The organism is Falsirhodobacter sp. 20TX0035 (assembly GCF_028307215.1).
GTDB lineage: Bacteria > Pseudomonadota > Alphaproteobacteria > Rhodobacterales > Rhodobacteraceae > Falsirhodobacter.
This window is the reverse complement of record NZ_JAQMHV010000013.1, coordinates 49,454-66,141: the sequence shown is the minus strand read 5'-3', so window position 1 is coordinate 66,141 and position 16,688 is coordinate 49,454. Positions and strand designations below refer to the sequence as shown.

Here is a 16,688-nt window from a genome sequence, read left to right as displayed (position 1 = left end):
GCGCAAGGGCCGCAGGGAAAGTCAGATCAGCCCGTAATCCTTGGCGCAGCGCACCGCCTCGGGCGTGGTGCGGGCGTTCAGCCGCTGCCGCGCGCTGTAAAGCCGCGCCTTCAGCGCGCTTTCCGAAATGCCCAGATGCGCCGCCGCCGCCGCATAGCGCTGGCCCGAGGAGATGACGCTCAGCGCCTCTTTCTGCGCCTGCGACAGGTTGCCGGGCAGCACGGCCAGCGAATGCAGGCGTTGCAGCCGGTCGAAGGCGGTCGCCATCTCGGTGTCCAGAAACTCCCGATCGTTGCGCACCAGAACCGCCACGCTCAGGGAAGCGGGCGGGCCGTAGCTGGCCACCATGCCATAGCGCAGCCCGAATCGCCGCGCCTCGGCATAAACGCCATAGGTGTCGACCAGAATGGGATCGCTCCACCGCACCGCCCCGTTGACGGCGGAGGCCCAGGCAAGGCCCGGATCCCGCAGGAGGTAGCCGCGCTGTTCGTAATGGTGCAGCCACGAGGTGTTCAGCGTGCTGTAGCGGGTGGAGGGCACGCCCTGACGGATGTGGAACCCCACGCAATAGCCGCTGTTCGCCAGCTGGGACAGGTTTTGAAGCGCGTCCTGCAGGGAGCGTTCCAGGGTTGCCGAACTTTTAAACAACATCACGTTTCCACATCAACCGACGACACACCGCCCGCGCAACCGCGGGATGCACCGAGTCTTGAAAGGGAGTGGCAGGCTTTGCAACGAAAAAGCCCGCCATGACAGCGGGCCTTTCCAGACAATCAGAGGTTTCGGGGGATCACTCCGCCTCGAAAGCCTCCAGACGTGCGCGGTCGCCCGCACCCTTGGCCGAGGTGTCGCGGTCCACGAACTCGATGATCGCCATCGGAGCCATGTCGCCGTAACGGAAGCCGGCCTTCATGATGCGGATGTAGCCGCCCTGACGGTCCTTGTAACGGGCGCCGAGGATGTCGAACAGACGCTCGAGGTGCTTGTCCTCTTTCAGCTGGGCGCGGGCCTGACGACGGGCGTGCAGGTCGCCACGCTTTGCCAGCGTGATCAGCTTCTCGACGATCGGGCGAAGTTCCTTCGCCTTGGGCAGGGTGGTCTTGATCTGCTCATGCTCGATCAGGGCACCCGACATGTTGGCGAACATCGCCTTGCGGTGTTCGTGGGTCCGGTTCAGGCGGCGGTAGCCACGTGCGTGACGCATGGGTCAACTCCTTTACTGTGCTTTGTCCGGCCGACCCTGCGTGTGGATCGGCTCACCTTGGGGCGGCATGCCCATGTTTTCCCCCGCAGACCGGGGCATTTTCGGGGGCGCGGACGCCCCCGTGGATCTTAGAACTGGTCTTCGAAACGCTTGGCCAGGTCTTCGATGTTTTCCGGCGGCCAGTCCTCGACGTCCATGCCAAGGTGCAGACCCATGCCCGACAGCACTTCTTTGATCTCATTCAGGGACTTGCGGCCGAAGTTCGGGGTGCGGAGCATCTCGGCTTCGGTTTTCTGGATCAGGTCGCCGATATAGACGATGTTGTCGTTCTTCAGGCAGTTGGCCGAACGGACCGACAGTTCCAGCTCGTCGACCTTCTTCAGCAGCAGCGGGTTGAACTCCAGCCCGTCCTCCGCGTCCGAACGCGTCGCCGCTTCCGGCTCGTCGAAGTTCACGAAGATCGACAACTGGTCCTGCAGGATGCGCGCGGCAAAGGCCACCGCGTCGTCCGGCGTCAGGGAGCCGTCGGTCTCGATCCGCATCGTCAGCTTGTCGTAGTCCAGCACCTGGCCCTCGCGGGTGGGCTGCACTTCGTAGCTGACCTTCTTGACCGGCGAGTAGATGGCGTCGATCGGGATCAAGCCGATGGGCGCATCTTCCGGACGGTTCTTGTCCGCCGCGACATAGCCCTTGCCGGTGTTGACCGTCAGCTCCATCGAGACTTCAGCGCCGTCGTCGAGGTGGCAGATCACGTGATCCTTGTTCAGGATCTCGATGCCGTTGGTCTCGGCGATGTCGCCGGCGGTGACGACGCCCGGGCCCTTGGCGTTGATCGCCACGCGCTTGGGACCTTCGACTTCCATCTTGATCGCCACGCCCTTGAGGTTCAGGACGATGTCCGTCACATCCTCGCGGACGCCTGCGACCGAGGAGAACTCGTGCAGGACGTTGTCGATCTGAACCGAGGTGATGGCCGCGCCTTGCAGCGAGGACAGCAGCACACGGCGCAGCGCGTTGCCCAGCGTCAGGCCGAAGCCACGCTCCAGCGGTTCGGCCACGACCGTGGCCATGCGTGCGGCGTCCGCGCCCGGCTTCACGCCCAGCTGCGTCGGCTTGATCAGTTCCTGCCAGTTCTTGTGGATCATGCGTGTCGCCTCCATACCAGTTCCTTGCCCATGTCCTTAAGCAGGGAACGCCCGAGGATCAGAAATGACGAAACCGGGCCGCGCTGTGAAGCACGGCCCGATCGTTTTTTTGCCGTTCTCAGACGCGGCGACGTTTCGGCGGGCGGCAGCCGTTGTGCGCCATCGGCGTCACGTCGCGGATCGAGGTGATGTTCAGCCCAACGGCGGCCAGCGCGCGCAGCGCCGATTCGCGGCCCGAACCCGGACCCTGAACTTCGACTTCGATCGTCTTCAGACCGTGTTCCTGTGCCTTCTTGGCCGCGTCTTCGGCCGCCATCTGGGCGGCATAGGGGGTCGACTTGCGCGAACCCTTGAAGCCCATCGTGCCGGCGGACGACCAGGAGATCGCGTTGCCCTGCACGTCGGAGATCAGGATCTTGGTGTTGTTGAACGAGGAGTTCACATGAGCAACGCCGGCGGCGATGTTCTTGCGTTCCTTGCGCTTCATGCGGGTCTTGTCACGAGCCATCTGTCACGCCCCCTTATTTCTTCTTGCCGGCAATGGCCTTTGCAGGGCCTTTGCGCGTGCGAGCGTTGGTGTGCGTGCGCTGGCCGCGCACCGGCAGATTGCGACGGTGACGCAGGCCGCGATAGGACCCGAGGTCCATCAGGCGCTTCACGTTCATCGACACTTCGCGACGCAGGTCGCCTTCGACGGTGTAGTTCGCGTCGATGTGCTCGCGGATGGCGAGGACTTCAGCGTCCGACAACTCGTTCACGCGGCGCGTGCGCTCGATGCCCACGGCTTCGCAGATCTGTTCGGCGATGTGGTTGCCGATGCCCGTGATGTAGGTCAGGGCGATGGGGACGCGTTTCCCCGTCGGAATGTTTACGCCAGCAATACGTGCCACGCGCGTTCCTTTCCAGGTTGCGGATCCGTAACCCCGGATCCTTTTTTCACAACTTCGCCCCGAAAGACGATCTTCGTCCCGAATGGACGAAACGACCCGCGGACGATTCCGCGGGACGCCGTGGGGTATGGGATTTCCCGGCCCTCGTCAACCCTTGTCGAGGGCGTTCGAAATCTCCGCCGCCACATCCTCGACCCGTGCCAGCGCGTCCACGCGGGTCAGGTCGCCCTTGGCATAATAGTAGCCGATCAGCGGCGAGGTCTTCTTGTAGTATTCCATCAGCCGGTGACGCAGCGATTCCTCGTTGTCGTCGGCCCGGCGCACCAGATTCGTCGACCCGCAAGAGTCGCAGACGCCCGGACGCGTCGTCGGATGCGTCTCGTCGTGATAGACGGCGCCGCAGTCGGCGCAGGTGTAGCGGCCGGTGATCCGGCGCACCAGAACCCCGTCATCGACCTCCATGGCGATCACGGCGTCCAGCTTCTGACCCATCTGGCCCAGCAGGTCGCCCAGGGCGTCCGCCTGCGCCAGTGTGCGCGGGAAGCCGTCGAAGATGTAGCCCGCGCTGCCGCCATGGGACAGCTTCTCCCGGATCAGGCCGATCACGATCTCATCCGTCACGAGCCCGCCGGCGTCCATGACCGCCGCCACGCGCAGGCCCATCTCCGATCCGCTGCTGCGCGCTTCGCGCAGCATGTCGCCGGTGGACAGCTGAACCATCCCGCGTTCCGTCACAAGCCGCTTGGCCTGGGTTCCCTTCCCCGCCCCGGGAGGGCCAAGCAAAATCACGTTCGTCATTGGTCTTCCTTAGCGACGCGTGGGGACGCGCTTGCCGGTGCGTTTGCGACCGCGCAATTGCGACTTCTCGATCAGACCCTCGTACTGATGGGCCAGAAGATGGGATTGCACCTGCTGGATCGTGTCCATCGTGACCGACACGATGATCAGCACCGACGTGCCACCGAAATAGAACGGGATCGTCAGCTGGTGGCGGATGATCTCGGGCAGGATGCAGACAAAGGCCAGATAGGCGGAACCGAGGACTAGCACGCGGTTCACGACGTAGGTCAGGTATTCCTCCGTCCGCTTGCCCGGACGGATGCCGGGGATGAAGCCGTTCTGGTTCTTCAGGTTGTCGGCCACGTCATCCGTCTTGAACGCGACGTTCGCCGTGTAGAAGTAGGCGAAGAACACGATCATCGCGACGAAGAACAGCAAATAGAGCGGCTGGCCCGGGCCGAAATAGGCCAGGATCGTCGACATCACCGGCCCGGTCTGCGCGCCGGAGAAGGTCGCGATCGTGGTCGGCAGCAGCAGGAGCGAGGAGGCGAAGATGGCCGGGATCACGCCCGCCGGGTTCACCTTGACCGGCAGGTGGCTGGAGCCGCCGTCATAGATCTTCATCCCCACCTGGCGGCGCGGATACTGGATGTGGATCTTGCGCAGCGCCCGCTCCATGAACACCACGAAGGCAATGACCGCGATGATCATCACGCCTACGCCGATGATGACGAAGGGCGACACGGCGCCGGAACGTCCCTGGCTCAGGAACTGGCCGATGTGCAGCGGGAGTTCGGCAAGGATGCCGACGAAGATGATCAGCGAGATGCCGTTGCCGATGCCGCGGGCGGTGATCTGCTCGCCCAGCCACATCAGGAACATGGTGCCGCCGACCAGCGTGATCACGCAGGACGCCTGGAAGAACAGGCCGGGATCGGTGACAAGGCCGCCTGCCTCTAGGCTGCGGGCGATGCCGTAGGCCTGGAAGGTGGCCAGAACCACGGTGAAATAGCGCGTGTACTGGTTGATCTTCTTGCGGCCCTGCTCGCCCTCTTTCTTGATCTGCTCAAGCTGGGGCACCATTGCAGCGAGAAGCTGCACGATGATCGAAGCGGAAATGTAGGGCATGATGCCAAGGGCGAAGATGCCCATGCGGCTGAGCGCGCCGCCGGTGAACATCGACAGGATCCCGCCGAGGCCCGCCGCCGCGCCATCCATGAATTGCCGCAAAGCCAGCCCGTCGATGCCCGGCACCGGGATGTAGGTGCCGATGCGATAGACGATCAGAAGGCCGATGGTGAAGAAGATGCGACGACGCAGCTCGGACGCCTTACCCAAGGCCCCCCAGCTGAGGTTCGACGCCATTTGCTCTGCAGCAGATGCCATGCCCGTTCTCTTTCAAGCAAGCGCCGCCGAACCGGGTCGGTATCGGCGGCGCGGTAACGCGATAAGGTGGACGGCGCGGGGCCGGGCCTTACTCGGCTTCGGCCGCGCGGGTCGTGGAGGTCACGGTGAGCGAGCCACCGGCCTTCTCCACCGCCTCGACGGCGGACTGCGACGCGCCCGACACGGTCAGGTTCAGCTTGGCGGTCACTTCGCCCTTGTTCAGGACGCGGATGCCGTCGCGCAGGTGCGAGGTCAGGCCGGCGGCCACCAGAGCGGCCTCGTCGATCGCGACCGACGCGTCCAGCTTGCCGGCGTCGACGAACTTCTGGATCAGGCCCAGGTTGACGACGGCGTATTCCTTGCGGTTCGGCTTGGTGAAGCCGCGCTTCGGCAGACGCCGGTAGAGCGGCATCTGGCCGCCTTCGTATCCACCCAGAGCCACGCCCGAACGCGACTTCTGGCCCTTGATACCACGGCCACCCATCTTCCCCTTGCCGGAGCCGGGACCACGCGCCACGCGTTTCTTCTTGCGGGCCGCGCCTTCATTGTCGCGCAATTCATGCAGTTTCATGTCGCTATCTCCTGTACCGGAACTGCTCCGCCAGCGACGGACAGAGCAAACACGGCGTGTAAATGATTCCGGGCCCCGAAGGGCCACCGGCTGCGTATAGCCCTTTGGCGAAAGCGCTTCAAGCGCCATGCCAAGGGCATATTGTCCTAGTGGCAGTGAACCGTTCCGGTGGCGCTGTCCATGTAGCAGCACTGGCCGGGAGGTGAGGATTTGCGGCAGCCGCCACCATGCGCCTGCGCGGCGCCGGCGAAAGCCAAGACGGTGATGATCAGCGTGAGAAGACGCATGACTCCTCCCCCAACGAAAAACGCCCCCGTTTCCGGGGGCGTCATCTCAGTTCCGCTCTTCGATGATCTGCACGAGGTGCGGGATCTTGTTGACCATGCCGCGGATGGAGGGGGTGTCCTCCAGCTCGCGGGTGCGGTTCATCTTGTTCAGCCCGAGACCCTTCAGCGTCGCCGTCTGGATCGCGGGGCGGCGGGCGGCCGAGGCCACCTGCTTCACGACGATGGTTGCCATGTCCGCTCTCCTTACGCTTCCACGACTTCGGCGTCGGGCTTCTTCAGGATGTCGGCGACTTTCTTGCCGCGACGGTTCGCCACCATGCGGGGCGACGCTTCCTGCTTCAGACCGTCCAGAGTCGCACGGATCATGTTGTAGGGGTTCTGCGAACCCAGCGATTTCGCCACGACGTCCTGGACGCCCAGCATTTCGAACACGGCGCGCATCGGGCCGCCGGCGATGATGCCGGTCCCCGCGTCAGCGGCCCGCATCACGACCTTGCCGGCGCCGTGGCGGCCGTTGGTGTCGTGGTGCAGCGTACGACCGTCGCGCAGCGGCACGCGGATCATCTGACGTTTCGCCTGTTCGGTCGCCTTGCGGATCGCCTCGGGCACTTCTTTCGCCTTGCCCTTGCCGAAGCCCACACGACCGCGCTGATCGCCGACCACCACCAGAGCGGCAAAGCCGAAGCGCTTGCCCCCTTTCACGGTTTTCGACACGCGGTTGATCGCCACGAGACGATCGGCGAATTCCGGGGTTTCCTCGCGTTCGCGACGGTCCCGGCGGTTCTCACGTTCTGCCATAATCGTCTCCTTAGAACTTCAGGCCGCCTTCACGGGCTGCCTCGGCCAAAGCCTTGATCTTGCCGTGAAAGAGGAAGCCGCCGCGGTCGAAATAGCACTCTTCGATCCCGGCCTTCTTGGCGCGTTCGGCAATTGCCTTGCCGACGGCCGTCGAAGCCTCGACGTTGTTCTTGCCGACGAAGCCCAGGTCCTTCTCCATGGAGGAGGCCGAAGCCAGCGTCACGCCGCTCACATCGTCGATCAGCTGAACGCTGATGTTCTTGGACGAACGATGGACGGACAGACGCGCACGCCCGTTCGCCATCGCCTTCAGTTTGTTCCGGACGCGCAGGCGGCGCTTCAGGAACAGCTCTCGTTTGTTCAAAGCCATTTGTCTGCGCCCCCTTACTTCTTCTTGCCTTCCTTGCGGAAGACGAACTCGCCCTTGTACCGGATGCCTTTGCCCTTGTAGGGCTCGGGACGCTTCCAGTCACGGATGTTCGCGGCGACCTGACCAACGAGCTGTTGGTCGATGCCTTCCACAACGATTTCAGTCTGCTTCGGAGCCGTGACCGTCACGCCGGCCGGGACTTCGAAGTTCACTTCGTGCGAGTAGCCGAGCGACAGCTTCAGAACGTTGCCGGCCATCGCGGCGCGGTAACCCACGCCCTGGATTTCCAGCTCTTTCTTGAAGCCCGTGGTCACGCCCGTTACCAGGTTCTCCACCTGGCTGCGGGCCATGCCCCACTGCTGACGAGCGCGCTTGGAGGTGCCGCGCGGCGTCACCTTCAGGACGTTCTCTTCCAGAGCCAGCGTGATGTCGTCCGTCGCGGTGAAGCTGCGAGTGCCTTTCGGCCCCTTCACTTCCACGGTCTGGCCGGACAGCTGCGCCGTCACGCCCTTGGGCAGCTCAACGGGTTTCTTGCCGATACGAGACATCGAACCCTCCTTAGAACACGGTGCAGAGCACTTCGCCGCCAACATTGGCGGACCGTGCAGCTGCATCGGACATGACGCCTTTCGGCGTGGAGATGATGGACACGCCCAGACCGTTGCGCACCGACGGCAGGTCTTTCGACGCCATGTACACACGACGGCCGGGTTTGGAGACCCGCTTCACTTCGCGGATCACCGGGGTGCCCTCGAAGTACTTCAGGCTGATGACCAGCTCGCCCTGACCGTTTTCGGTCTCGGCTTTCTCATAGCCGCGGATGTAGCCTTCATCCAGCAGCACATCCAGCACCCAGGCGCGCAGCTTCGAGGCGGGGGTCGACACGGTCGACTTGCCACGCAGCTGTGCGTTGCGGATGCGGGTCAGCATATCGCCGAGAGGATCGTTCACAAACATCGCGTTCCTCCTTACCAGCTGGACTTGACCATGCCCGGGATCTGGCCGAACGAGGCCAGTTCGCGCAGCATGATCCGCGAGAGTTTCAGCTTACGGTAGTAAGCGTGGGGGCGGCCCGTCAGCTGGCAGCGGTTGTGCAGCCGGGTGGCGGACGAGTTGCGGGGCAGTTGAGCCAGTTTCAGCTGCGCCTTGAAGCGCTCTTCCATCGGCAGATCTGCGTTCTTCGTGATGTCTTTGAGCGCGGCGCGTTTCGCGGCATGCTGTTTCACCAGCTTGGCGCGCTTCACTTCGCGTTCGATCATGGATTTCTTGGCCATATCTTATCCCTCGCGCGTTTCGCCGATGAAGGGCATGTTGAACTGCTTCAGCAGCGCCTTCGCTTCCGCGTCCGATTTCGCGGTGGTGCAGATGATGATGTCCATGCCCAGAACTTCGTCGACCTTGTCGAACTCGATCTCGGGGAACACGATCTGCTCTTTCAGGCCCATGGCGTAGTTGCCACGGCCGTCGAACGACGTCGCCTTCACGCCGCGGAAGTCGCGGACGCGGGGCAGCGCGATGGTGATCAGGCGGTCCAGGAATTCGTACATCCGGTCGCCGCGCAGGGTCACCTTGCAGCCCAGCGGCATCTCTTCACGGACGCGGAAGCCGGCGATCGACTTCTTGGCGTGCGTGATGACCGCCTTCTGGCCGGAGATCAGCGACAGCTCTTCCGCCGCGCCTTTCACCTTCTTGGTGTCCTTGACGGCTTCGCCGACACCCATGTTCAGGACGATCTTGTCCAGACGCGGGATCTGCATGTCGTTCTTGTAACCGAACTCCGACTTCAGGGCGCCGCGGATCGTGTCCTTGTACAGCGTCTTGTAGCGGGGCGTGTAGGTGGCTTGGTCGAGCATCAGATCGCCTCCCCGGTGGTCTTGGCAAAGCGCACTTTCTTGCCGTCTTCCATGCGGAAGCCGACGCGCGTGGCCTTGCCGGCCTTGTCCATCAGCGACAGGTTCGACAGGTCGATCGGCATCGCCTTCGGGATGCGGCCGCCTTGCGAGCCTTGCGACTGCTTGGTGTGACGGATGGCGATGTTCACGCCCTCGACGACGGCCTTGTTCGCGGACGGCGAAACGGACGTGATCGTCCCTTTCTTGCCCTTGTCCTTGCCCGTCAGGACGACGACTTCGTCGCCTTTCTTAAGCTTCGCAGCCATCAGAGCACCTCCGGAGCGAGCGAGATGATCTTCATGAAGTTCTTGGCACGCAGCTCGCGGACGACCGGCCCGAAGATACGGGTACCGACCGGCTCACCCTGGTTGTTCAGGATGACGGCGGCATTGCGGTCGAAGCGGATGGCGGTGCCGTCTTCACGGCGAACTTCCTTGGCGGTGCGAACGACGACGGCCTTGCGGACGTCGCCCTTCTTCACGCGGCCGCGCGGAATGGCTTCCTTGACCGACACCACAATGATGTCGCCAACGGAAGCGTACCGGCGGTGCGAGCCACCCAGGACCTTGATGCACTGAACTCGGCGGGCGCCGGAGTTGTCAGCGACATCCAGATTGGTCTGCATCTGGATCATAAAAGGTTCTCCCGACCTTTGGAGAGCGGCGGACCGCCCCCAGGGTTTCGTTGGGCAGAACGATCAAACCGTTTCGGTTACGACCGTCCAGCGTTTCGTCTTCGAGATGGGCGCGCACTCTTCGATACGAACCGAGTCGCCAACCTTGAATTTGTTCTCCGCGTCATGTGCGCGGTATTTCTTCGAGGACCGAACGGTCTTCTTCAGCAGCGGGTGCTTGAAGCGACGCTCCACCAGAACGGTGATCGTCTGCTCGTTCTTGTCGCTCGTGACGGTGCCTTGCAGGATACGTTTGGGCATCTGTCGGGCTCCCCTCAGTTCGCCGCCGCTTGCGCGGCTTTCTGGTTCAGAACCGTCTTGATGCGGGCAACGTCGCGACGGACGGCGCGCATGCGGGCGGTGTTCTCAAGCTGGCCGGTGGCCTGCTGGAAGCGGAGGTTGAACGCTTCCTTTTTCAGCGCCACGAGCTGCTCGCGCAGCTGGTCGGGCGTCTTGGACGTGAATTCAGTGGCGGACATGCGCCATTCCTTTCCGTCTCACCAGAAGGCCCCTTGCGGGTGACCCTTGCCCTGGTGGGTTTCATCAAAAACCCGAACCCCCGGGAGTGCCCCGGGGGTTCAGGAGAATTCTTACCAGTCTTCGCGAACGACGACCCGGCTCAGCACCGGAAGTTTCATCGCTCCGAGGCGGAGCGCTTCCCTTGCCACGGAATCAGGTACGCCGTCAATCTCAAACATGATCCGGCCGGGTTTCACCTTGGCCGCCCAGAAGTCGACGGAGCCCTTGCCCTTACCCATCCGGACTTCGGTGGGTTTGGAGGTCACCGGAACATCCGGGAAGATGCGGATCCAGACGCGACCCTGACGCTTCATGTGACGGGTGATCGCGCGGCGGGCCGCTTCGATCTGACGTGCCGTCACACGCTCGGGCTCGGTGGCTTTCAGGGCATAGGTTCCGAAGTTCAGCAGGAAGCCGCCTTTGGCTTCACCGTGAATGCGGCCCTTGTGCTGTTTGCGGAACTTGGTCCGTTTCGGTTGCAGCATCTCTCGTGCTCCTTACGCGCGCTCGCGGCGGGGACGCGGTGCGGCACCCTCCTGCGATTCCGCCTGGCGACGATCGTGCGCCTGCGGGTCATGCTCCAGGATCTCGCCTTTGAAGATCCAGACCTTCACACCGATGATCCCGTAGGGCGTCATCGCCTCTTCCGTGGCATAGTCGATGTCCGCGCGCAGCGTGTGCAGCGGAACGCGACCTTCACGGTACCATTCGGTCCGCGCGATCTCGGCGCCGCCCAGACGGCCGGCGACGTTCACGCGGATGCCCAGGGCACCGATGCGCATCGCGTTCTGCACGCCGCGCTTCATGGCGCGACGGAAGGACACCCGGCGCTCCATCTGCTGGGCGATGGACTCGGCCACCAGCTGTGCGTCCAGCTCCGGCTTGCGGACCTCGACGATGTTCAGGTGCAGTTCCGACGCGGTGAACTGGGTCAGCTTCTTGCGAAGCGTCTCAATGTCCGCGCCTTTCTTGCCGATGATGACACCGGGGCGGGCAGCGTGGATCGTGACGCGGCACTTCTTGTGCGGACGCTCGATGATGACCTTGGAGATGCCGGCCTGCTTCACTTCCTTGTGGACGAAGTCGCGGATCTTCAGGTCTTCCAGCAGCAGATCGCCGAAATCCTTGGAGTCCGCATACCAGCGGCTGTCCCAGGTACGGTTGACCTGCAGGCGCATCCCGATCGGGTTTACCTTCTGACCCATTACGCAGTCTCCCCTTTCTGACGCACCGTGATGGTCAGTTCGCTGAAGGGCTTCATGATCTTGCCGAAACGACCGCGTGCACGCGGACGGCCGCGCTTCAGCGTGATGTTCTTGCCGCAATAGGCTTCCGCCACGACCAGTTCATCCACGTCCAAGCCGTGGTTGTTCTCGGCGTTGGCGATGGCCGACTGCAGGCACTTCAGCACGTCCTGGCTGATGCGCTTCTTGGAGAAGGTCAGATCGGCAATCGCCTTGTCGACCTTCTTGCCACGGATCAGGGCCGCCACGAGGTTCAGCTTCTGCGGCGAGGTGCGCAGCATCTTGGCTTTCGCCATCGCCTCGTTTTCGGCCACGCGGCGCGGATTCTTTTCCTTGCTCATGGCTTACTTCCTCTTGGCTTTCTTGTCGGCGGCGTGACCGTAATAGGTCCGCGTCGGCGAGTATTCACCGAACTTCTGGCCGATCATCTCCTCGGTGATCGCCACCGGGATGTGTTTTTTGCCGTTGTAGACGCCGAACGTCAGACCGACGAATTGCGGCAGGATGGTGGAGCGACGCGACCAGATCTTGATCACTTCGTTCTTGCCCGACTCGCGCGACTTTTCGGCCTTTTTCAGGACGTAAGCGTCGACGAACGGGCCTTTCCAGACGGAACGCGACATGGATTAACGCCCTTTCTTCAGGTGACGCGAGCGGACGATGTACTTGTCCGTGGCCTTGTTCTTGCGGGTGCGGTTGCCCTTGGTGCCCTTGCCCCACGGCGTGACCGGGTGACGGCCGCCCGAGGTCCGGCCTTCACCACCACCGTGCGGGTGGTCGATCGGGTTCATGGCGACACCGCGGACCGTCGGACGCACGCCTTTGTGGCGCATACGACCGGCTTTACCGAAGTTCTGGTTCGAGTGGTCGGCGTTGGACACGGCACCGATGGTGGCCATGCATTCCTGGCGGACCATGCGCAGTTCGCCCGAGGACAGGCGGATCTGGGCGTAGCCACCGTCGCGACCGACGAACTGGGCGTAGGTGCCCGCAGCGCGTGCGATCTGGCCGCCCTTGCCCGGCTTCATCTCGACGTTGTGGACGATCGTGCCGATCGGCATGCCCGAGAAGGGCATCGCGTTGCCAGGCTTCACGTCCGTCTTTGCGCCGGCGATGACGGCGTCACCCACGGCAAGACGCTGCGGTGCGAGGATGTAGGCCAGTTCGCCGTCGTTGTAGCGAACTAGAGCGATGAAGGCGGTGCGGTTCGGGTCGTATTCGATACGCTCGACCACTGCGGGAACGTCGAACTTGCGACGCTTGAAATCGACAACGCGGTAGAGACGCTTCGCGCCGCCACCCTTGTGCCACATCGTGACGCGTCCGGTGTTGTTCCGGCCGCCCGTCTTGATCAAGCCCTCGGTGAGGGTTTTGACCGGGCGTCCTTTCCACAGCTCCGAACGGTCGATCAGAACCAGCCCACGCTGGCCAGGCGTCGTCGGCTTATACGACTTGAGTGCCATGTTTTCTGTCTTCCGTACAGCTGGGACCTGCGCGTGGCAGATCCGGTGAAGGGCTCCGAAGATCCCCGTCTTAAAAATCCGAAGCCCCGGGCGATCCCGGGGCTTCGCGATTCGTGTGGCCTTCTATCAGAGGCCGGTGGCCACGTCGATAGTGTTGCCCTCTTCGAGGGTGACGTAGGCCTTTTTCTTGTCGCTGCGCACGCCGGGACGGCCCTTGAAGCGCTTCGTCTTGCCTTTGAGGATCGACGTGTTGACGGCTTTCACCTTCACACCGAAGACCGCTTCCACGGCTTCCTTGATCAGCGGCTTGGACGCATCTTTCGCGACTTCGAAGACAACCGCGTTCGCCTCGGAGGCCAGGGTGGCCTTCTCGGTGATGATCGGCTTCTTGATCACGTCATAGAGTTCGGGTTTCACGCTCATTTCAGGCGAGCCTCCAGAGCTTCGACAGCCGACTTCGTGAGCACCAGCGTGTCACGCTTCAGGATGTCATACACGTTCGCGCCCATGGTCGGCAGGATATCCACGCCTTCCAGGTTGCGGGCGGCCGTTGCGAAGTTTTCGTTCACGTCGGCGCCGTCGATGATCAGCACGCGCTTCCAGCCCAGTTCCTTCACGGCCTTGGCTAGGAACGAGGTCTTGGCTTCGGCCATGACCGTGTCTTCCAGAACCACCAGGTTGCCCGTGGCGGCTTTCGAGGACAGGGCGTGCTTCAGGCCCAGAGCGCGGAATTTCTTCGGTAGCTCGTGGGCGTGGCTGCGGGGCTGCGGGCCCTTGTAGACACCACCGTGACGGAAGGTCGGAGCTTTCTTGGAACCGTGACGTGCGCCGCCGGTGCCCTTCTGCTTGTAGATCTTCTTCGTCGAATAGGACACGTCCGACTTGCCGAGCGTGGAGTGCGTGCCGGCTTGGGCCTTGGCACGCTGCCAGCGAACAACGCGGTGCAGGATGTCGGCGCGCGGTTCGAGACCGAAGATCTCGTCCGCGAGGTCGATCGAGCCCGCCTTGCCGGCGTCAAGCTTGATGACGTCGAGTTTCATTTCGCTTCTCCTTCGTCGGAGGCATCGGATGCATCGTCGGTCGATGCGGCATTGGCTTCGGCCAGCGCGGCTTCCTCTGCAGCGGCCTGTTCGGCGGCAGCGGCGGCGCGTGCGGCTTCTTCCTCGGCAGCGGCGGCAGCGGCGGCTTCTTCAGCCGCGCGGTGCGCAGCGGCAGCGGCGGAACGCAGCGCGGCGGGCAGGATCACATTGTCCGGAACCGGCTTCTTGACGGCGTCCTTCACGGTGACCCAGCCACCTTTCGATCCGGGGACAGCGCCCTTGATCATGATGATGCCGCGGTCGGAGTCGGTCTTGACGACCTGCAGGTTCTGGGTCGTCACACGGACGGCGCCAAGGTGACCGGCCATCTTCTTGCCCTTGAAGACCTTGCCGGGATCCTGGCACTGGCCCGTCGAACCGTGCGAACGGTGCGACACGGACACACCGTGCGAGGCGCGCAGACCGCCGAAGTTGTGACGCTTCATCGCACCGGCAAAACCTTTACCGATGGACACGCCCGCCACGTCTACGAACTGACCGGCGAAGTAGTGGTCGGCGATGATCTCTTCGCCCACGTCGATCAGGTTCTCGGGCGTAACGCGGAATTCCGCGATCTTGCGCTTGGGCTCCACGTTCGCTTTCGCGAAGTGGCCACGCATGCCGGCCGAGGTGCGTTTCGCCTTGGCCGTACCGGCGCCCAGCTGAACCGCTGAATAGCCGTCACGATCGGCCGTGCGCTGCGCGACGACCTGAAGCGTGTCGAGTTGGAGAACGGTCACCGGAACTTGGCGACCGTCTTCCAGGAACAGCCGGGTCATGCCCAGCTTCTTTGCAATAATTCCAGAGCGCATAGGTCCTGCCCCTTACACTTTGATTTCGACGTCAACGCCAGCCGCGAGGTCGAGCTTCATCAGCGCGTCCACGGTCTGCGGGGTCGGATCAACGATGTCGAGGAGACGCTTGTGCGTCCGGATTTCCCACTGGTCGCGCGACTTCTTGTCGATGTGCGGACCACGGAGAACCGTGAATTTCTCGATCTGGTTCGGCAGCGGGATCGGGCCGCGCACTTGTGCGCCCGTACGCTTCGCCGTCGACACGATTTCCTGGGTGCTGGCGTCCAGCACGCGGTAATCGAAGGCCTTCAGCCTGATGCGGATAGTCTGACCTTGCATTTTACATGCCCTTTGGGCCCGGCGGGAAGACGGGGGCCTGTGAGCCCCCGCCCCCTCTTCCGGTGCGGTTGATTAAGCGATGATTTTCGAGACGACGCCGGCGCCGACGGTGCGGCCACCTTCACGGATGGCAAAGCGCAGCTTCTCTTCCATGGCGATCGGCGCGATCAGTTCGACGTTGAACTTCAGGTTGTCGCCCGGCATCACCATCTCGGTGCCTTCCGGCAGCTGGACGGTGCCCGTCACGTCCGTCGTGCGGAAGTAGAACTGCGGACGGTAGTTCGCGAAGAACGGCGTGTGGCGGCCGCCTTCCTCTTTGGTGAGGATGTAGGCTTCGGCTTCGAACTTCGTGTGCGGCTTCACCGAACCCGGCTTGCACAGCACCTGGCCGCGCTCGATGCCTTCACGGTCCACACCGCGCAGCAGAAGGCCGACGTTGTCGCCCGCTTCGCCCTGGTCCAGCAGCTTGCGGAACATCTCGACGCCCGTGCAGACGGTCTTCTTGGTGTCGCGGATGCCGACGATCTCGACTTCCTCGCCCACCTTCACCACGCCACGCTCCACGCGGCCCGTGGCCACCGTGCCGCGGCCGGAGATCGAGAACACGTCCTCGACCGGCATCAGGAAGGGCTGGTCCACGGCGCGTGCCGGGGTCGGGATGTATTCGTCCACGGCCGCGATCAGCGCGCGGATGGAGTTCTCGCCGATCTCGGGATCGCGGCCTTCCATGGCGGCCAGGGCCGAGCCCTTGATGATCGGAATGTCGTCGCCCGGGTAGTCGTAGGACGACAGAAGCTCGCGCACTTCCATCTCGACCAGTTCCAGCAGCTCTTCGTCATCCACCTGGTCGACCTTGTTCAGGTAGACGACCATGTAGGGGATGCCGACCTGACGGCCCAGCAGGATGTGCTCGCGCGTCTGGGGCATCGGGCCGTCGGCCGCGTTCACCACCAGGATCGCGCCGTCCATCTGCGCCGCACCCGTGATCATGTTCTTCACGTAGTCGGCGTGGCCGGGGCAGTCCACGTGCGCGTAGTGGCGGTTCGCCGACTCGTACTCCACGTGCGCCGTCGAGATCGTGATCCCGCGGGCCTTCTCTTCCGGGGCGCCGTCGATCTGGTCGTACGCGCGGAACTCGCCGAAGTACTTCGTGATCGCCGCCGTCAGCGTCGTCTTGCCGTGGTCAACGTGACCGATCGTGCCAATGTTGACGTGCGGTTTCGTCCGTTCAAACTTTGCCTTTGCCATCGTGGC

30 protein-coding genes are annotated in these 16,688 nt (G+C 63.3%); all 30 read right to left on the bottom strand.

Translation table 11 applies throughout. From position 1 onward, the window contains the following. Positions 1 to 21: 21 nt before the first annotated feature. Positions 22 to 651: an autoinducer binding domain-containing protein gene (locus tag PIJ50_RS13370; protein WP_271975930.1), complete on the bottom strand. Its 630-nt coding sequence runs from the start codon at positions 649 to 651 to the stop codon at positions 22 to 24. A gap of 139 nt (positions 652 to 790) precedes the next feature. Beyond that, positions 791 to 1,204, bottom strand: coding sequence for a 50S ribosomal protein L17 (gene rplQ, locus PIJ50_RS13365; RefSeq protein ID WP_271975929.1), 414 nt, complete (start codon positions 1,202 to 1,204; stop codon positions 791 to 793). Positions 1,205 to 1,332: 128 nt separating this feature from the next. Then, positions 1,333 to 2,349, bottom strand: coding sequence for a DNA-directed RNA polymerase subunit alpha (locus PIJ50_RS13360; RefSeq protein ID WP_271975950.1), 1,017 nt, complete (start codon positions 2,347 to 2,349; stop codon positions 1,333 to 1,335). Between the two features lie 118 nt (positions 2,350 to 2,467). Next, positions 2,468 to 2,857: a 30S ribosomal protein S11 gene (rpsK, locus tag PIJ50_RS13355; RefSeq protein ID WP_136683665.1), complete on the bottom strand. Its 390-nt coding sequence runs from the start codon at positions 2,855 to 2,857 to the stop codon at positions 2,468 to 2,470. Positions 2,858 to 2,870: 13 nt separating this feature from the next. Then, positions 2,871 to 3,239: a 30S ribosomal protein S13 gene (rpsM, locus tag PIJ50_RS13350; protein ID WP_271975928.1), complete on the bottom strand. Its 369-nt coding sequence runs from the start codon at positions 3,237 to 3,239 to the stop codon at positions 2,871 to 2,873. A gap of 147 nt (positions 3,240 to 3,386) precedes the next feature. Beyond that, on the bottom strand, positions 3,387 to 4,037 hold the full coding sequence (locus PIJ50_RS13345; RefSeq protein ID WP_271975927.1) for an adenylate kinase: 651 nt from the start codon (positions 4,035 to 4,037) through the stop codon (positions 3,387 to 3,389). 9 nt (positions 4,038 to 4,046) lie between these two features. Beyond that, a complete protein-coding gene (secY, locus tag PIJ50_RS13340) occupies positions 4,047 to 5,405 on the bottom strand; it encodes a preprotein translocase subunit SecY (RefSeq protein WP_271975926.1) in 1,359 nt (452 codons plus the stop codon). Between the two features lie 88 nt (positions 5,406 to 5,493). Next, positions 5,494 to 5,976: a 50S ribosomal protein L15 gene (gene rplO, locus PIJ50_RS13335; protein ID WP_271975925.1), complete on the bottom strand. Its 483-nt coding sequence runs from the start codon at positions 5,974 to 5,976 to the stop codon at positions 5,494 to 5,496. Between the two features lie 146 nt (positions 5,977 to 6,122). Then, a complete protein-coding gene (locus PIJ50_RS13330; protein WP_271975924.1) occupies positions 6,123 to 6,263 on the bottom strand; it encodes a hypothetical protein in 141 nt (46 codons plus the stop codon). Between the two features lie 46 nt (positions 6,264 to 6,309). Beyond that, the gene (rpmD, locus tag PIJ50_RS13325; RefSeq protein WP_271975923.1) at positions 6,310 to 6,495 is read right to left on the bottom strand and encodes a 50S ribosomal protein L30; all 186 of its coding nucleotides are present in this window, start codon (positions 6,493 to 6,495) and stop codon (positions 6,310 to 6,312) included. An 11-nt stretch (positions 6,496 to 6,506) separates the two neighbouring features. Then, entirely contained in the window at positions 6,507 to 7,061 is a 555-nt protein-coding gene (gene rpsE, locus PIJ50_RS13320; protein ID WP_271975922.1) for a 30S ribosomal protein S5, read from the bottom strand. Positions 7,062 to 7,071: 10 nt separating this feature from the next. Further along, entirely contained in the window at positions 7,072 to 7,431 is a 360-nt protein-coding gene (gene rplR, locus PIJ50_RS13315; protein WP_271975921.1) for a 50S ribosomal protein L18, read from the bottom strand. Between the two features lie 14 nt (positions 7,432 to 7,445). Further along, on the bottom strand, positions 7,446 to 7,979 hold the full coding sequence (gene rplF, locus PIJ50_RS13310) for a 50S ribosomal protein L6 (protein ID WP_271975920.1): 534 nt from the start codon (positions 7,977 to 7,979) through the stop codon (positions 7,446 to 7,448). Positions 7,980 to 7,989: 10 nt separating this feature from the next. Continuing rightward, positions 7,990 to 8,388 (bottom strand): 30S ribosomal protein S8, encoded by a 399-nt coding sequence (gene rpsH, locus PIJ50_RS13305; protein ID WP_128254679.1) that lies wholly within the window; start codon positions 8,386 to 8,388, stop codon positions 7,990 to 7,992. Between the two features lie 11 nt (positions 8,389 to 8,399). Continuing rightward, positions 8,400 to 8,705 carry a 30S ribosomal protein S14 gene (gene rpsN, locus PIJ50_RS13300; RefSeq protein WP_271975919.1) on the bottom strand — a complete coding sequence of 102 codons (306 nt, stop codon included), beginning with the start codon at positions 8,703 to 8,705 and terminating at the stop codon, positions 8,400 to 8,402. 3 nt (positions 8,706 to 8,708) lie between these two features. Continuing rightward, complete coding sequence (gene rplE / locus PIJ50_RS13295) at positions 8,709 to 9,284, bottom strand: 50S ribosomal protein L5 (protein ID WP_271975918.1); 576 nt, start codon at positions 9,282 to 9,284, stop codon at positions 8,709 to 8,711. Then, complete coding sequence (gene rplX / locus PIJ50_RS13290) at positions 9,284 to 9,589, bottom strand: 50S ribosomal protein L24 (RefSeq protein ID WP_271975917.1); 306 nt, start codon at positions 9,587 to 9,589, stop codon at positions 9,284 to 9,286. The genes rplE and rplX overlap by 1 nt, the downstream gene beginning before the upstream one ends. Further along, positions 9,589 to 9,957, bottom strand: coding sequence for a 50S ribosomal protein L14 (rplN, locus tag PIJ50_RS13285; RefSeq protein WP_022705624.1), 369 nt, complete (start codon positions 9,955 to 9,957; stop codon positions 9,589 to 9,591). Before rplN ends, rplX begins: the two co-directional genes overlap by 1 nt. Before the next feature lie 63 nt (positions 9,958 to 10,020). Continuing rightward, entirely contained in the window at positions 10,021 to 10,257 is a 237-nt protein-coding gene (gene rpsQ / locus PIJ50_RS13280; RefSeq protein ID WP_271975916.1) for a 30S ribosomal protein S17, read from the bottom strand. Between the two features lie 14 nt (positions 10,258 to 10,271). Then, positions 10,272 to 10,475: a 50S ribosomal protein L29 gene (gene rpmC / locus PIJ50_RS13275; RefSeq protein WP_271975915.1), complete on the bottom strand. Its 204-nt coding sequence runs from the start codon at positions 10,473 to 10,475 to the stop codon at positions 10,272 to 10,274. Between the two features lie 111 nt (positions 10,476 to 10,586). Further along, on the bottom strand, positions 10,587 to 11,000 hold the full coding sequence (gene rplP / locus PIJ50_RS13270) for a 50S ribosomal protein L16 (protein ID WP_271975914.1): 414 nt from the start codon (positions 10,998 to 11,000) through the stop codon (positions 10,587 to 10,589). 12 nt (positions 11,001 to 11,012) lie between these two features. Beyond that, positions 11,013 to 11,720 carry a 30S ribosomal protein S3 gene (gene rpsC, locus PIJ50_RS13265; protein WP_271975913.1) on the bottom strand — a complete coding sequence of 236 codons (708 nt, stop codon included), beginning with the start codon at positions 11,718 to 11,720 and terminating at the stop codon, positions 11,013 to 11,015. Then, a complete protein-coding gene (gene rplV / locus PIJ50_RS13260; protein ID WP_271975912.1) occupies positions 11,720 to 12,100 on the bottom strand; it encodes a 50S ribosomal protein L22 in 381 nt (126 codons plus the stop codon). Before rplV ends, rpsC begins: the two co-directional genes overlap by 1 nt. Positions 12,101 to 12,103: 3 nt before the next feature. After that, entirely contained in the window at positions 12,104 to 12,382 is a 279-nt protein-coding gene (gene rpsS / locus PIJ50_RS13255) for a 30S ribosomal protein S19 (RefSeq protein WP_244736234.1), read from the bottom strand. 3 nt (positions 12,383 to 12,385) lie between these two features. After that, the gene (gene rplB / locus PIJ50_RS13250) at positions 12,386 to 13,222 is read right to left on the bottom strand and encodes a 50S ribosomal protein L2 (protein ID WP_271975911.1); all 837 of its coding nucleotides are present in this window, start codon (positions 13,220 to 13,222) and stop codon (positions 12,386 to 12,388) included. Between the two features lie 126 nt (positions 13,223 to 13,348). Next, entirely contained in the window at positions 13,349 to 13,645 is a 297-nt protein-coding gene (locus PIJ50_RS13245; protein WP_271975910.1) for a 50S ribosomal protein L23, read from the bottom strand. After that, positions 13,642 to 14,262, bottom strand: a complete 621-nt coding sequence (gene rplD / locus PIJ50_RS13240) for a 50S ribosomal protein L4 (protein WP_271975909.1) — start codon at positions 14,260 to 14,262, stop codon at positions 13,642 to 13,644. Before rplD ends, PIJ50_RS13245 begins: the two co-directional genes overlap by 4 nt. Then, complete coding sequence (gene rplC / locus PIJ50_RS13235; protein ID WP_271975908.1) at positions 14,259 to 15,113, bottom strand: 50S ribosomal protein L3; 855 nt, start codon at positions 15,111 to 15,113, stop codon at positions 14,259 to 14,261. Before rplC ends, rplD begins: the two co-directional genes overlap by 4 nt. A gap of 12 nt (positions 15,114 to 15,125) precedes the next feature. Then, positions 15,126 to 15,434 (bottom strand): 30S ribosomal protein S10, encoded by a 309-nt coding sequence (rpsJ, locus tag PIJ50_RS13230; protein ID WP_244736229.1) that lies wholly within the window; start codon positions 15,432 to 15,434, stop codon positions 15,126 to 15,128. A 72-nt stretch (positions 15,435 to 15,506) separates the two neighbouring features. Further along, positions 15,507 to 16,682 (bottom strand): elongation factor Tu, encoded by a 1,176-nt coding sequence (tuf, locus tag PIJ50_RS13225; protein ID WP_271975894.1) that lies wholly within the window; start codon positions 16,680 to 16,682, stop codon positions 15,507 to 15,509. Positions 16,683 to 16,688 lie beyond the last annotated feature (6 nt).

Coding starts and splice junctions, on each gene's coding strand:
- rplC (WP_271975908.1), bottom strand. CDS start 15,113: ATGCGCTCTGGAATTATTGCAAAGAAGCTGGGCATGACCCGGCTGTTC.
- rpsS (WP_244736234.1), bottom strand. CDS start 12,382: ATGTCGCGTTCCGTCTGGAAAGGCCCGTTCGTCGACGCTTACGTCCTG.
- rplO (WP_271975925.1), bottom strand. CDS start 5,976: ATGAAACTGCATGAATTGCGCGACAATGAAGGCGCGGCCCGCAAGAAG.
- rpsJ (WP_244736229.1), bottom strand. CDS start 15,434: ATGCAAGGTCAGACTATCCGCATCAGGCTGAAGGCCTTCGATTACCGC.
- PIJ50_RS13345 (WP_271975927.1), bottom strand. CDS start 4,037: ATGACGAACGTGATTTTGCTTGGCCCTCCCGGGGCGGGGAAGGGAACC.
- rplN (WP_022705624.1), bottom strand. CDS start 9,957: ATGATCCAGATGCAGACCAATCTGGATGTCGCTGACAACTCCGGCGCC.
- rpsN (WP_271975919.1), bottom strand. CDS start 8,705: ATGGCCAAGAAATCCATGATCGAACGCGAAGTGAAGCGCGCCAAGCTG.
- tuf (WP_271975894.1), bottom strand. CDS start 16,682: ATGGCAAAGGCAAAGTTTGAACGGACGAAACCGCACGTCAACATTGGC.
- PIJ50_RS13330 (WP_271975924.1), bottom strand. CDS start 6,263: ATGCGTCTTCTCACGCTGATCATCACCGTCTTGGCTTTCGCCGGCGCC.
- rpsH (WP_128254679.1), bottom strand. CDS start 8,388: ATGTTTGTGAACGATCCTCTCGGCGATATGCTGACCCGCATCCGCAAC.
- rplE (WP_271975918.1), bottom strand. CDS start 9,284: ATGCTCGACCAAGCCACCTACACGCCCCGCTACAAGACGCTGTACAAG.
- rpmC (WP_271975915.1), bottom strand. CDS start 10,475: ATGTCCGCCACTGAATTCACGTCCAAGACGCCCGACCAGCTGCGCGAG.
- rplX (WP_271975917.1), bottom strand. CDS start 9,589: ATGGCTGCGAAGCTTAAGAAAGGCGACGAAGTCGTCGTCCTGACGGGC.
- rplB (WP_271975911.1), bottom strand. CDS start 13,222: ATGGCACTCAAGTCGTATAAGCCGACGACGCCTGGCCAGCGTGGGCTG.
- secY (WP_271975926.1), bottom strand. CDS start 5,405: ATGGCATCTGCTGCAGAGCAAATGGCGTCGAACCTCAGCTGGGGGGCC.
- rplD (WP_271975909.1), bottom strand. CDS start 14,262: ATGAAACTCGACGTCATCAAGCTTGACGCCGGCAAGGCGGGCTCGATC.
- rpmD (WP_271975923.1), bottom strand. CDS start 6,495: ATGGCAACCATCGTCGTGAAGCAGGTGGCCTCGGCCGCCCGCCGCCCC.
- rpsK (WP_136683665.1), bottom strand. CDS start 2,857: ATGGCTCGTGACAAGACCCGCATGAAGCGCAAGGAACGCAAGAACATC.
- PIJ50_RS13360 (WP_271975950.1), bottom strand. CDS start 2,349: ATGATCCACAAGAACTGGCAGGAACTGATCAAGCCGACGCAGCTGGGC.
- PIJ50_RS13370 (WP_271975930.1), bottom strand. CDS start 651: ATGTTGTTTAAAAGTTCGGCAACCCTGGAACGCTCCCTGCAGGACGCG.
- rplF (WP_271975920.1), bottom strand. CDS start 7,979: ATGTCTCGTATCGGCAAGAAACCCGTTGAGCTGCCCAAGGGCGTGACG.
- rplP (WP_271975914.1), bottom strand. CDS start 11,000: ATGCTGCAACCGAAACGGACCAAGTTCCGCAAACAGCACAAGGGCCGC.
- rplR (WP_271975921.1), bottom strand. CDS start 7,431: ATGGCTTTGAACAAACGAGAGCTGTTCCTGAAGCGCCGCCTGCGCGTC.
- PIJ50_RS13245 (WP_271975910.1), bottom strand. CDS start 13,645: ATGAGCGTGAAACCCGAACTCTATGACGTGATCAAGAAGCCGATCATC.
- rpsC (WP_271975913.1), bottom strand. CDS start 11,720: ATGGGTCAGAAGGTAAACCCGATCGGGATGCGCCTGCAGGTCAACCGT.
- rplQ (WP_271975929.1), bottom strand. CDS start 1,204: ATGCGTCACGCACGTGGCTACCGCCGCCTGAACCGGACCCACGAACAC.
- rplV (WP_271975912.1), bottom strand. CDS start 12,100: ATGAGCAAGGAAAAGAATCCGCGCCGCGTGGCCGAAAACGAGGCGATG.
- rpsE (WP_271975922.1), bottom strand. CDS start 7,061: ATGGCAGAACGTGAGAACCGCCGGGACCGTCGCGAACGCGAGGAAACC.
- rpsQ (WP_271975916.1), bottom strand. CDS start 10,257: ATGCCCAAACGTATCCTGCAAGGCACCGTCACGAGCGACAAGAACGAG.